At 29.7% G+C, this 13135-nt stretch carries 13 protein-coding genes; 9 read left to right on the plus strand and 4 right to left on the minus strand.

Annotation, left to right across the window (positions count from 1 at the left end):
- The first annotated feature begins 144 nt into the window (after window positions 1–144).
- Window positions 145–912, plus strand: coding sequence for a TatD family hydrolase (locus tag IEW75_RS00260; protein WP_134248043.1), 768 nt, complete (start codon window positions 145–147; stop codon window positions 910–912).
- Between the two features lie 2 nt (window positions 913–914).
- Here IEW75_RS00260 and IEW75_RS00265 read toward each other — a convergent pair whose 3' ends face one another.
- Complete coding sequence (locus IEW75_RS00265; RefSeq protein ID WP_134248044.1) at window positions 915–1277, minus strand: hypothetical protein; 363 nt, start codon at window positions 1275–1277, stop codon at window positions 915–917.
- A 132-nt stretch (window positions 1278–1409) separates the two neighbouring features.
- Between IEW75_RS00265 and IEW75_RS00270 the strand changes: the two genes are divergently transcribed.
- Together IEW75_RS00270 and IEW75_RS00275 are read left to right on the plus strand one after the other, a co-directional pair.
- Complete coding sequence (locus tag IEW75_RS00270) at window positions 1410–1889, plus strand: methylated-DNA--[protein]-cysteine S-methyltransferase (RefSeq protein WP_134248045.1); 480 nt, start codon at window positions 1410–1412, stop codon at window positions 1887–1889.
- 32 nt (window positions 1890–1921) lie between these two features.
- Window positions 1922–5311, plus strand: a complete 3390-nt coding sequence (locus IEW75_RS00275; protein WP_229714357.1) for a DUF8818 domain-containing protein — start codon at window positions 1922–1924, stop codon at window positions 5309–5311.
- Between the two features lie 60 nt (window positions 5312–5371).
- Here the strand turns inward: IEW75_RS00275 and IEW75_RS00280 are convergent, their stop codons facing one another.
- Window positions 5372–5896 carry an Lrp/AsnC family transcriptional regulator gene (locus IEW75_RS00280; RefSeq protein WP_229714358.1) on the minus strand — a complete coding sequence of 175 codons (525 nt, stop codon included), beginning with the start codon at window positions 5894–5896 and terminating at the stop codon, window positions 5372–5374.
- Window positions 5897–6027: 131 nt separating this feature from the next.
- Between IEW75_RS00280 and IEW75_RS00285 the strand changes: the two genes are divergently transcribed.
- From IEW75_RS00285 to IEW75_RS15715, 6 genes are all read left to right on the plus strand, one after another.
- A complete protein-coding gene (locus IEW75_RS00285) occupies window positions 6028–7260 on the plus strand; it encodes a Glu/Leu/Phe/Val dehydrogenase dimerization domain-containing protein (RefSeq protein WP_134248046.1) in 1233 nt (410 codons plus the stop codon).
- A gap of 24 nt (window positions 7261–7284) precedes the next feature.
- On the plus strand, window positions 7285–8442 hold the full coding sequence (locus IEW75_RS00290; protein WP_134248047.1) for a homogentisate 1,2-dioxygenase: 1158 nt from the start codon (window positions 7285–7287) through the stop codon (window positions 8440–8442).
- Window positions 8443–8485: 43 nt separating this feature from the next.
- Window positions 8486–9649 (plus strand): 4-hydroxyphenylpyruvate dioxygenase, encoded by a 1164-nt coding sequence (gene hppD / locus IEW75_RS00295; protein WP_134248048.1) that lies wholly within the window; start codon window positions 8486–8488, stop codon window positions 9647–9649.
- Between the two features lie 7 nt (window positions 9650–9656).
- Entirely contained in the window at window positions 9657–10556 is a 900-nt protein-coding gene (locus tag IEW75_RS00300) for a flavin reductase family protein (protein WP_134248049.1), read from the plus strand.
- Window positions 10557–10668: 112 nt separating this feature from the next.
- On the plus strand, window positions 10669–10836 hold the full coding sequence (locus tag IEW75_RS15710) for a hypothetical protein (RefSeq protein WP_229714359.1): 168 nt from the start codon (window positions 10669–10671) through the stop codon (window positions 10834–10836).
- A 144-nt stretch (window positions 10837–10980) separates the two neighbouring features.
- The gene (locus IEW75_RS15715; protein ID WP_229714360.1) at window positions 10981–11211 is read left to right on the plus strand and encodes a hypothetical protein; all 231 of its coding nucleotides are present in this window, start codon (window positions 10981–10983) and stop codon (window positions 11209–11211) included.
- A gap of 66 nt (window positions 11212–11277) precedes the next feature.
- Here IEW75_RS15715 and IEW75_RS00310 read toward each other — a convergent pair whose 3' ends face one another.
- Both IEW75_RS00310 and atpD read right to left on the minus strand, forming a co-directional pair.
- Window positions 11278–11556, minus strand: a complete 279-nt coding sequence (locus tag IEW75_RS00310) for a F0F1 ATP synthase subunit delta/epsilon (protein WP_134248050.1) — start codon at window positions 11554–11556, stop codon at window positions 11278–11280.
- Between the two features lie 23 nt (window positions 11557–11579).
- On the minus strand, window positions 11580–13088 hold the full coding sequence (gene atpD / locus IEW75_RS00315; RefSeq protein WP_134248051.1) for a F0F1 ATP synthase subunit beta: 1509 nt from the start codon (window positions 13086–13088) through the stop codon (window positions 11580–11582).
- Window positions 13089–13135: the final 47 nt, after the last annotated feature.

The raw sequence follows: 13135 nt of genomic DNA on the forward strand, positions 1-13135 counted from the left end.
TAAATGTAGTAAAAAAAACTGAATAAGAGTGATTTAAACTATTGAATAATTTTTAAGCTACACGGCAATAATATAGCAATTAACACTCTTAAAAAAGGTAAAATTCAACAAATAGATTTCTAAGTTTTTAACTACTTTTACACCATGATAATAACTGATACACACACGCATTTATATAGCGAACAATTTGATGAAGATAGAAACGAAATGATGCAACGAGCAATTGATGTTGGTGTTTCTCGTTTTTTTATTCCAGCTATAGATTCAACCTATTTGGATGCAATGTTAGATTTGGAAAAATCGTTTCCAAAAAATACTTTTTTAATGATGGGTTTACATCCAACCCACGTAAAAGAAAATGTTGAAGAAGAATTGGCTTTTGTTAAGGAATGGTTAGATAAACGTAATTTTTATGCGGTTGGAGAAATTGGAATTGATTTATATTGGGATAAAACATTTTTAAAAGAACAACAATATGCTTTTAAGCAACAAATTGAATGGGCGAAAGAAAAAAACCTACCAATTATAATACATTGTAGAGATGCCTTTGATGAAATTTTTGAAGTATTACAGGAAGTTAAAGACGATAATCTTTTTGGAATTTTTCATTGTTTTACTGGAAATTTAGAACAGGCTAAACAAGCAATTTCATATAACATGAAATTAGGAATTGGTGGTGTAGTAACGTTTAAAAATGGAAAAATAGACCAATTTTTAAATGAAATTCCAATTGAACATATTGTGTTAGAAACTGATGCGCCCTATTTAGCTCCAACTCCTTTTAGAGGAAAAAGAAATGAAAGCAGTTATATTATTAAAGTTTTAGATAAATTAGTTGATATCTATGGTTTAACTCCGCAAGAAATTGCTGCAATAACTACTCAAAACTCAAAAGATGTTTTTGGAATTTAACTCTATTCAATTTTTATAAATGGCAAGTCTGAGTAATCATGTAACAGAAGCTCTCCTTCTGAATTAATAGTGTATTCTGTTATAATTACCGCATCTAATCCATCAATTGTAAGGCTATTTTCATCAGCGCTCCAATTAAACGGAACAAGTGAAGAAATAATTCCTGTTTTATCAGTGCCAGTTTTAAAGGTTCTAAACCCAACATTATTAGCGTTAAAATTCAGTTTAAATTCAAGCTCATCACTAAAATCACTACGCAACCATTCGCCAACCAATTTTTCAGAATAATTTATCTCATCATCACTCTTACAAGATAATGTTAAAGTAAAAACCAAAATAATTAAAAGAAACTTACTTTTTTTCATAACACAACAAAGATAATGTAAAAAAACTTTTAAAAGTATATTGATTAATAAATAGCTTGTTTTTCTAATGATTGTTACGCTATTATAAATAAATGTATCTTTAAAATTAATAAATGATACTCAAATACGTTGATGAAACTTAAAACAACCTACTATAAATCACCTATTGGAACAGCAAAAATTGAAGGAAATATAGATGGAATTACCTCAATTACAGTTATAGATGAAGTAATTGAAACTTCTAAAAATATTCCAACAGATTTACAAGATTGTGTTTTACAGTTAGATGAGTTTTTTAAAGGAAATCGCAAAAATTTCAACTTAAAACTAAATCCAAAAGGAACTGAATTCCAAAAAAAAGTATGGGAAGCCTTACAAAATGTGCCCTATGGGAAAACCAGAACATATTTAGAGCAATCTAAAGTTATTGGCAACGTAAAAGCAATTAGAGCGGTTGCCTCTGCCAATGGTAAAAATCCGATTTGGATTGTAATTCCGTGTCATAGAATTATTGGAACTGACGGCTCTTTAATTGGTTATGCCGGAGGTTTGTGGCGAAAAAAATGGTTGTTAGAACATGAAAATCCTACAACCCAACAATCATTATTTTAAACTATTTTTGTTGAAATAACGTTAGGTTGAAAATGAAAAAAGGTTTACTCTTATTATTTCTTTTAGTTAGTGTAATTTCTAATGCTCAAATTCAATCTAAAAATCTTCATAAAAAGTCTTTTATAGTAAAAAACGATACCTTAAAAATAGATTCTGTTAGCATTACTCCTTTTAATTTTAAGGTTTATTCTAAAAATGAATTACTAATTGACAGCTCAAAATATACTATTGATTTTTCAAAAGCATTGTTGATTTTCAACTCAAAAAATCATACAAAATTTACCGATGTTATTATTGAATATACTTCATATCCTGATTTTTTAACTAAAGAATATACCATTTTCGATTCAAAATTAATTGTCCCTAATGCTTCAAACCAAACGCAGCTTTATAGTTTAACTACCAACCAACAAAAGATTCCTTTTAAACCTTTCGAGGGACTAAATACAGCAGGAAATATAACAAGAGGACTTACAACCGGAAACAATCAAAATGGCGTTGTAAATTCTTCATTAGATTTACAAATTGCCGGTAAACTATCTGATAAAGTGACTTTAAAAGCAGCAATTTTAGATACAAATTTACCAATTCAAGAAAATGGAAATACGTATAAATTAAATGAATTTGACCGTGTTTTTATCGAATTATTTAGCGATAACTGGAGTATAAATGCAGGTGATATTTATTTAAAAAATAACCAAACTTCTTTTTTAAAATTCAATAAAAAAGTATCAGGTTTAGGTGTAAAAGTTAAGATTAATAATGATAATTCTGAAATTAATATTGAAACCTCTGGAGCTATTGTAAAAGGAAAATATAAAAAAGTAGCATTTAAAGGTTTAGAAGGAAATCAAGGTCCTTATAAATTGTCCGATTTTAATAACAGCTATATCTTAATTTTATCTGGAACTGAACAAATTTATGTAAACGGAATACAACTAAAACGCGGAGAAGAAAACGATTATACTATTGATTATAACACCGCAGAAATTACGTTTACAACCACATTTCCTATTACTGGAAATATGCGTATTACTGCTGAATATCAATTTACCGATAGAATTTATACACGTTTTATAACCTATAATAATATACAATATAAAAGCGAAAAATTAGCTGTAAGTGGTTATTTTTATAATGAAAACGACTTGAAAAATCAGCCCTTAGAACAAGATTTATCTAACGAACAAAAACAATTACTTTCTGAAGCTGGAAATAATCCAAACTTAATGGTTACGCCTTCTGCTTATTCAGCTACTTTTTCTGAAGATAAAATTCTGTATAAAAAAAATGTTATTGGCACTGCAGAAATTTTTGAATATTCAACAAATGAAAACGATGAGTTATACAATGTTACTTTTACCTATGTTGGAGAAAATGTAGGAAATTATGTATTAAAAGAGATAATAGCGATTGGGAAGATTTACGAATATATTGGCGAGAATTTAGGTAATTACAATCCCGTAATTCAACTAATTGCACCAAATAAATTACAAATCGCTGTTGTTAAAGCAACCTACAATCCAACGTCAAAAACAACCCTAAATGTTGAAACTGCTTTTAGTAGTAATGATGAAAATTTATTTTCAAGCATCGACGATTTAGAAAATAATGGTTTAGCCACAAAAATAAATTGGGAGCAAGTACTTCTTGATAAAAAATGGCAATTAAAAAGCAATTTAAAATTTGGTTTTATTAATGAAAAATTCAAAAGCATTGAACGTATTCAAAATATAGAATTTAATAGAGATTGGAATATTGAAACAATTAGTGGAAATCAGACATTAATAAGTAGTGCTTTGGAATTTTCAAACAAAAAAAACAATACAATTAATTATTTGTTTGAAAACTTAGAATTTAGCGATTCCTTTACTGGAAATAAACACCATTTATTTGGAAATTTAAAGTTTAAAAATATTTCAATAAATTTTAATAACAGCATTTTAAACAATAAAACCTCTTTTGAAAAAGGAACATTTTTAAGATATTACATCAGCTCTAAGTACAATCTTTCAAAAAGTTGGTACGGTTTAGCTTTACAGGGAGAAAATAACAAACGTACCGAAAATTCAACAGATTTACCCTTAGCTATAAGTCATAAATTTAACGAAATTGAAGGGTTTTTTGGTGTTGGAGATTCCACAAATGTATATACTCAATTTGGTGCAAATTTTAGAACTACAGATAGTATTCAAAACATCAATTTTGAGCAGGTAAATAATGCTAAAACTTTTTATGTAAAATCAACTTTAATAAATACAAATACCGCCAACTTAAAAGCGTATGTTAATTACAGAACTGTTGAAAATTTCAACTTTAAAGATGAAACTTCTTTAAACTCTAAAATTGTTTACAATCAGGAGTTATTTAATCAATTTTTAAATTTTAATACCAATTACCAATCACTTTCCGGAACACTTCCTCAACAAGATTATACGTACATAAAAACAGAACCAGGACAAGGATTTTATACTTGGATTGATTACAATAACAACGAAATCAAAGAGTCAAACGAGTTTGAAATTGCACAATTTACAGATCAAGCAACGTATTTACGCGTAATTTTACCAACCATAAATTATATTGCTACCCATCAAAATAAGTTTTCGCAAATAGTGGCAATAAATCCGCAACAATGGAATACAAAAACTGGAGTAAAAAAGTTTCTTTCTCATTTTTACAATCAGACTTATATTTTAATTGACAGAAAACAAAAGAAAGAAGATCGCAAATTTAACTTAAATCCTTTTGATACTAATAACTCAAATTTATTGGGTTTAAATTTCAATTTAAACAATAGTTTTTACTTCAATAAAGGGTTAAAAAAATATTCAACCACTTATAATTTTATAAATTCTAAAAATAAGAATACTACTACAATAGATAATTTAGAAAACTCAATTCAACAGCACAAACTACAATTTGAACATAAATTAGGTAGTTTTTGGCAATTTAATTTTGATGTTAGTAATTCTGTAAACAAAACAGTATCGCTAAATTATGCCAATAGAAATTACGAATTAAATAACGCTAGTCTATTTCCTAAAATTTCCTATTATTACAATACCAACACTTATTTATCGCTATTTTTTGAAGCAAAAAAGAAAGAAAATCAAATCGGAAATCTTGAAACCTTAGCCACAAACAAATTTGGGTTGGAAATTAATTATGCAAACAATTCTAAAAATTTATTAAAAGCAGCAATTAATTTATTCAATAATAAATTTCAAGGAAATAACAACTCTCCAATTGCATATCAAATGCTTGAAGGTTTACAACCAGGTAAAAACTACACTTGGAATTTGTTATTTTATAGAAAAATTAATTCGTTCTTAAATTTAAACTTAAATTATTTAGGTAGAAAAAGCGAAACTTCAAAAACAATTCATACTGGTACAGTTCAATTAAAGGCATTTTTTTAGAAGAAACATAGAATTATTCTTCCTTTTAATTCAGATTATACTAATATTTATAATTCAATCTTAAACAAGCTTTTTTAATATTTCACTACTAATTTTAGTAGAATTTTTAGCTTCAGAAAGTGCAATGTGCGTTTGTACATTTCCTAAATTTTTAAGTAAAGAAAGTTTCGTTAAAATAAAATTTTCATAATCTTCAATATCTCTAACAATTACTTTCACTAAAAAATCAAAATTTCCTGTGATACGATAACATTCCATAACCTCAGGAAAAGTTTTAATGTCTTTTTCAAACTTTGTCAAATAACTTCTGTTATGCTCTTTTAATGTTAAACTAATAAAAACAGTTTGCTTTAAACCTAATTTTCGTTCATTTAACAAAGCCGTATATTGTTTTATAAATCCTTCTTTTTCTAACTTCTTTATTCTTTCAAAAACAGGCGTAGTTGAAAGGTTTAAAGTTTCAGACATACTTTTTATGGTTATCCTCCCATTTTCTTGAATTAAATCAAGAATCTTTAAATCAATAGTATCTAATTTTAAACTCATTTTAGAAAAATCATATTTTAACACATCAAATATATGCATTTGTAGATTTTTATTCTATTTTTTAGTGCATTTATGTTATTTTATACTGTATTTAAATTTAATAAGCAGTTTAAAAATATTAACCTCGTCTAAACCATATTTTTGATTTTACAATTTTCTAAATAAAAAATATGTCTAGCTTAATAAAAGAATTTGAACAAACACCACCAGAAATTGTTTTTGAGTGGAAAGATAAAGAATTGGGTGCCGAAGGTTGGGTAGTTATCAACTCTCTAAAAGGGGGTGCTGCAGGAGGTGGAACCAGAATGCGTAAAGGACTAAACAGAAACGAAGTAGAGTCTTTAGCCAAAACTATGGAAATAAAATTTACTGTTTCTGGGCCTAAAATTGGAGGTGCTAAATCTGGTATAAATTTCGACCCAAAAAATCCAAAAAAAGCAGAAGTTTTAAAAAGGTGGTATAAAGTAATAATGCCGTTATTAAAAAATTATTACGGAACAGGTGGCGATTTAAATATTGATGAATTGGTTGAAGTAATTCCAATTACCGAAAGTTATGGTTTATCACACCCTCAAGAAGGTGTTGTAAATGGTTTTTTTAGTATGGAAATAAGTAAGCATAAAGATAAGATTGAACGTTTACAATACGGTGTTTCCAAACAAGTTACAGATAAAAAATACATTCCAACTACCACTAATAATTATAAAATTGCAGATTTAATTACGGGTTATGGTGTAAGTGAAGCTATAAAACATTATTACAATATTTGGGGTGGTAAAATTGAAGAAAAAAGAGCGATAGTTCAAGGTTGGGGAAATGTTGGCGCGGCAGCAGGGTTTTATTTAGCAAATTACGGTGTTAAAATTGTTGGAATTGTTGATTATAATGGCGGCTTAATAAATACTGAAGGATTTAATATTCAAGAAATTGAAGCCTTATTAGCAAGTAAAAAAAGTTTAAAAGAACAAACTACATTTATAGATTTTGAAACTATCATGCGACAAATTTGGAGCGTTGGGGCTGAAATATTTATTCCAGCAGCGGGCTCAAGAATGGTCGAGAAAAGTCAATTAGATACCATGATTGCAAATGGTTTAGAAGTAATAAGTTGTGGAGCAAATGTTCCTTTTAATGATGCTGAAATTTTTATGGGAAACATTTTATCTGAAATGGATAAAAAAATAGCCATTCTTCCAGATTTTATTGCCAATTGCGGAATGGCAAGAGTTTTTGCTTTTCTAATGGAAAACGAAGGTGAAATAACCGATGAAATTTTATTTAAAGACACTTCTAACGTAATAAAAGATGCCTTACAAAAAACCTATGAAGTTTGCCCAAAAGGTATTAACTTAACAGAAAAATCTTTAGATATTGCTATAAAAGAATTGCAAAACAGAAAGTAATAACTATTTTTAAATAAAAATAAGATGCCAATCTATCATAAACTTGGAAATATTCCTCCAAAAAGACATACAATATTTAAAAAGCCAAACGGTGATTTTTATTATGAACAACTTTTTGGAACTATTGGTTTTGATGGAATGTATAGTAATTTATATCACGAAAACCGACCTACACAGGTTAAAAAAATAGCAGAACCTTATAGTGTAGCTCCAAAAATTGCAAAAGCGGTTAATATTCAATCTTACAGGCTTAAAGGTTTTCAAGTAAAACCTGAAAATGATTATTTAGAGAGTAGAAAAATTATACTTACAAATAGCGATTGTAATATTATTTTAGCAGCACCTAAAGAGTTAACCAACAATTATTTTTATAAAAATACAGATGCCGATGAACTTATTTTTGTTCATAAAGGCACTGGAAAACTCCGTACACATTTAGGTAATTTAGACTTTAAATATGGCGATTATTTGCTAATTCCAAGAGGAACTATTTATAAAATAGATTTTGAAACTTCCGATAATCGATTATTTATTGTAGAGAGTTATAAACCAATTTATACTCCAAAACGCTACAGAAATTGGTTTGGTCAATTACTAGAACACTCCCCATTTTGCGAACGTGACATCAGAAAGCCTCAGGAAATAGAAACGTATAACGAAAAAGGAGACTTTCTAATTAAAATTAAAAAACAAAATCAGCTATTTAATATGGTATATGCCACGCATCCGTTTGATGTAGTTGGTTATGACGGACATAATTATCCGTATGCTTTCTCAATCCACGATTTTGAACCAATTACCGGAAGAATTCATCAACCTCCACCTGTACACCAAACTTTTGAAACCGACGCTTTTGTAGTTTGCAGTTTTGTCCCTCGCTTATACGATTATCATCCAGATGCAATTCCAGCTCCTTACAACCACAGCAATATAGATTCTGATGAAGTTTTATACTATGTTGATGGAGATTTTATGAGCAGAAATGATATTGATGCCGGACATATTTCACTCCATCCAGCTGGAATTCCACATGGCCCTCACCCTGGAGCAATGGAACGCAGCATTGGTGAAAAATCTACAAATGAACTGGCAGTAATGGTTGACACTTTTAAACCACTTATGGTTACGGAAGAAGCGTTAAAAATTGCAGATGAAGATTATTATAAATCGTGGTTAGATTAAAATTTGGAACAACAAATTTACTATTTAATAAAAATCAAAAAAAATGGCAGCAAAAATCAAAAACTTAAAAAATATACAAAATACCACCTATAGTTTAGAAAAACTCTTTGATGAAGCAGAAGATTTTTTACCATTATTAGGAACAGATTATATAGAATTATATGTTGGAAACGCAAAACAATCTGCACATTTTTATAAAACTGCATTCGGATTTCAATCTGAAGCCTATGCAGGATTAGAAACTGGGTTAAAAGACCGAGTTTCCTATGTATTGAAACAAGATAAAATACGTTTAGTACTAACTTCTCCACTTCAAAAAGATGGAGAAATCAACCAACATATTAATATCCATGGAGACGGTGTTAAAATTGTTGCGCTGTGGGTTGAAGATGCAAAAAAGGCTTATGAAGAAACTACTTCCAGAGGCGCAAAATCGTATCTAAAACCTACTGTTGAAAAAGATGAATTTGGAGAAGTAGTTCGTTCAGGAATTTATACATATGGCGAAACTGTACACATTTTTGTAGAACGTAAAAATTACAACGGTGTTTTTTTACCTGGCTATAAAAAATGGGAATCGCATTACAATCCAACACCAGTTGGTTTAAATTATGTTGATCACATGGTTGGTAATGTTGGTTGGGGAGAAATGAAAAAATGGTGCGAATTTTATGCAAAAACGATGGGGTTTGCTCAAATTATTTCTTTTACTGATGACGATATTTCTACAGATTATACTGCATTAATGAGTAAAGTAATGTCCAATGGAAATGGAAGAATTAAATTTCCAATAAACGAACCTGCAAAAGGTAAAAAGAAATCTCAAATTGAAGAATACCTTGATTTCTACAATGGTTCAGGAGTGCAACATATTGCTTTAGCAACAAACAATATTGTTGAAACTGTTTCTGAAATGAGAAAAAGAGGTGTTGAATTTTTATATGTTCCAGAAACGTATTACGATGATTTGTTAGAACGGGTTGGAGATATAGATGAAAATGTTGAAGTTTTAAAAGAGCATGGAATTTTAATTGACAGAGATGATGAAGGATATTTACTCCAGTTATTTACAAAACCAGTTGTTGATAGACCAACAATGTTTTTTGAAATAATTCAAAGAAAAGGAGCGCAATCTTTTGGTGTTGGTAACTTTAAAGCACTTTTTGAAGCTATAGAAAGAGAACAAGAAAATAGAGGAACTTTATAAAAAGAAGATGAAATCAGAAATTACATCAATAGATCCAGCTTCAATAACTATTGCCGAATTGCATAGCATTTTATTAACTGCTGTAGCACCAAGACCTATTGCTTTTGCAAGTACTGTAGATACAAATGGCAACGTAAATTTAAGTCCGTTTAGTTTTTTTAACGTGTTTAGTGCAAACCCACCAATTTTAATTTTTTCTCCTGCCAGAAGAGTAAAAAACAACACCATTAAACATACTTTTGAAAATGTAAAAAACACAAAGGAAGTAGTTATAAATATTGTTAATTTTCCCATTGTAGAACAAATGTCACTTTCTAGTACAGAATATGATACTGGCATTAACGAATTTATTAAATCTGGGTTAACACCTGTTCCTTCAGTAAAAGTTACACCGCCTAGAGTTGGGGAATCACCTGTTTCATTTGAGTGTGAAGTTGATAATATTATTGAATTAGGAAAAGAAGGAGGCGCTGGAAATTTAATAATTTCAAGAGTCGTTTGTATTCATATTAATAATAAATATACAGATGCTAACGGGAATTTAGACACTAAAAAATTAGACTTAGTGGCACGTATGGGCGGCAGTTGGTACGCTAGACTTATTAAAGAATCTTTATTTGAAATTCCAAAACCTATTTTTAATAAAGGTATTGGAGTAGATAGTCTTCCAAAACACGCTTTGAACAGTACCATTTTAACTGGTAATAATTTAGGTCGTTTGGGGAATTTACCAACAATTCCATCATCAAAAGAAATAGAAAAAATTAAAAAAACTGCAATTATAGCTACTATATTGGCTATCCAAAATAAAACTGAAAAAGAAAATCAGCTACATTCAATTGTGAAAAAATTATTAGACGAAGGTCAATTAGAACAAGCTCTTATTACCTTATTTTGCTTAGAATAACTATTTACTTTATTGCCTGTTTTTATAGTTTATAAATATGAGGCATCTTTTTTATTTTTTAGTATAAACTATTAATTATATTTAACCTTTAATTTAAAAGAACAAAATACAGATGAAAAAAATCACAATTGCTGCCCTATTATTAATTAGCAGTGTTGTACTATTTGCACAACAAAATAATGATTATTCTGAAATGAATAATGAATTAAAATTAAATATGTCTAATTTAATTGGTTTTAAGTGGTTAGATGTAGGTTACGAACGTATTTTAAATGAATAATCTTCTATAGGTTTTGGAACACTTATAAGTTTAGATAATGATGTAGATGGTTTAGATGAGTACAGAACATTTTCTTTAACTCCTTATTACAGGCATTTTTTCTCAAGCAAATATGCTCAAGGTTTTTTTGTAGAAGCTTTTACAATGATACATTCTGGTAAATTTGACGATTATTACTATGATGATTATAATTCTCATATAACAGATCATAAATATACAGATTTAGCTGTAGGGATTTCAGTTGGCGGAAAATGGGTAACAAGAAGAGGTTTTGTGGCCGAAATATATGCAGGAATTAGTAGAGATATGCTTAATAATAGTGATATAGAGGTTGTTGGAAGAGGTGGCGTTTCCATTGGGTATAGATTCCAATAAGAAAAATACTTTTATAAAAAAAGCCGAACAAATTTGCTCGGCTTTTTTTATATATAAATTTAAAAATTAGTCCGCAAGAATAATAACCTTGTTTTCTTTCATTTCAACAGTTCCGCTTTTTATTTGCAATGCATATTCTCCTTTGGTAATTGTAAAATTAGCTTCAAATTGTTCATCAATTTTTACATTTGCTCCTTGAAATCTTACAGTTCCTTCCACAAGTAAAGAGACAATTGGTGCGTGATTGTTTAACATCTGAAAGTCACCATTAATACCCGGAACAGCAATTAAATCAACTTCTGAATGTAATAATGTTGCTTCTGGTGATACTATTTCTAAAATCATTTTTTTAGTTTTTGTTGTTAGTTTTACGCTTCTACTAACATTTTTTCACCAGCATCAATTGCATCCTGAATAGAACCTCTAAGGTTAAATGCCGCTTCTGGATACTTATCTAACTCACCGTCCATAATCATATTAAAACCTTTAATAGTATCTTTAATATCAACTAGAACACCAGGAATACCTGTAAATTGTTCAGCTACGTGGAATGGTTGAGATAAAAAACGTTGAGCTCTACGTGCTCTATGTACAATTAATTTATCTTCTTCAGATAATTCTTCCATACCTAAAATAGCAATAATATCTTGTAATTCTTTATATCGCTGTAACAACTCTTTTACACGTTGTGCACAATTATAATGTTCATCACCTAAAATATCGGCTGTTAAAATTCTTGAAGTAGAATCTAATGGATCTACCGCAGGGTAAATACCTAACTCAGCAATTTTACGTGATAATACTGTTGTTGCATCTAAATGGGCAAACGTAGTCGCTGGCGCAGGATCTGTCAAATCATCCGCAGGTACATATACCGCTTGTACAGATGTAATAGAACCATTTTTAGTTGAAGTAATACGTTCTTGCATTGCTCCCATTTCAGTTGCTAACGTTGGTTGGTAACCAACAGCAGATGGCATACGACCTAAAAGTGCAGACACCTCGGAACCAGCTTGTGTAAAACGGAAAATATTATCAACAAAGAATAATACATCTTTCCCTTGACCTTCACCTGCTCCATCTCTAAAATATTCAGCAATAGTTAAACCAGATAAGGCAACACGTGCACGTGCTCCCGGTGGCTCGTTCATTTGACCAAAAACAAATGTAGCTTTCGATTCTTTCATTCCTTCCATATCTACTTTCGCTAAATCCCATCCTCCATCTTCCATAGAATGCATAAAATCATCACCATATTTAATAATACCTGACTCTAACATTTCTCTTAAAAGGTCATTTCCTTCACGCGTTCTTTCACCTACACCAGCAAATACTGATAAACCACCGTGACCTTTTGCTATATTATTAATCAACTCTTGAATTAATACAGTTTTACCAACTCCGGCTCCACCAAATAATCCAATTTTACCACCTTTTGCGTATGGCTCAATTAAGTCAATTACTTTAATTCCTGTAAATAAAACTTCTGTTGAAGTTGACAAATCTTCAAATTTTGGTGCTTGTCTGTGAATTGGAAGTCCGCTTTCACCTTCTTTAGGTAAATTCCCTAATCCATCAATAGCATCTCCAATTACATTAAATAAGCGACCATAAACAGCATCTCCAACAGGCATCTGAATTGCATTTCCTGTAGTAAAAACAGTTGTCCCTCTACTTAATCCATCTGAGGAATCCATTGAAATTGTTCTAACAGTATCTTCACCAATATGAGACTGTACTTCTAATACTAAAAGGGATCCATCTTCTCTTTTAATTTCTAATGAATCATATATTCTTGGAAGTTCTGCGCCAGATTCAAACTCAACGTCTATAACTGGACCAATAATTTGTGCAACTTTACCTGTAACCTTTGTCATTACTTTAACTGTTTATATTTTAGATAATTAATCTTTTTAGTCTAACC

The organism is Lutibacter litoralis, from assembly GCF_014646675.1.
In the GTDB taxonomy this organism is placed as follows: domain Bacteria; phylum Bacteroidota; class Bacteroidia; order Flavobacteriales; family Flavobacteriaceae; genus Lutibacter; species Lutibacter litoralis.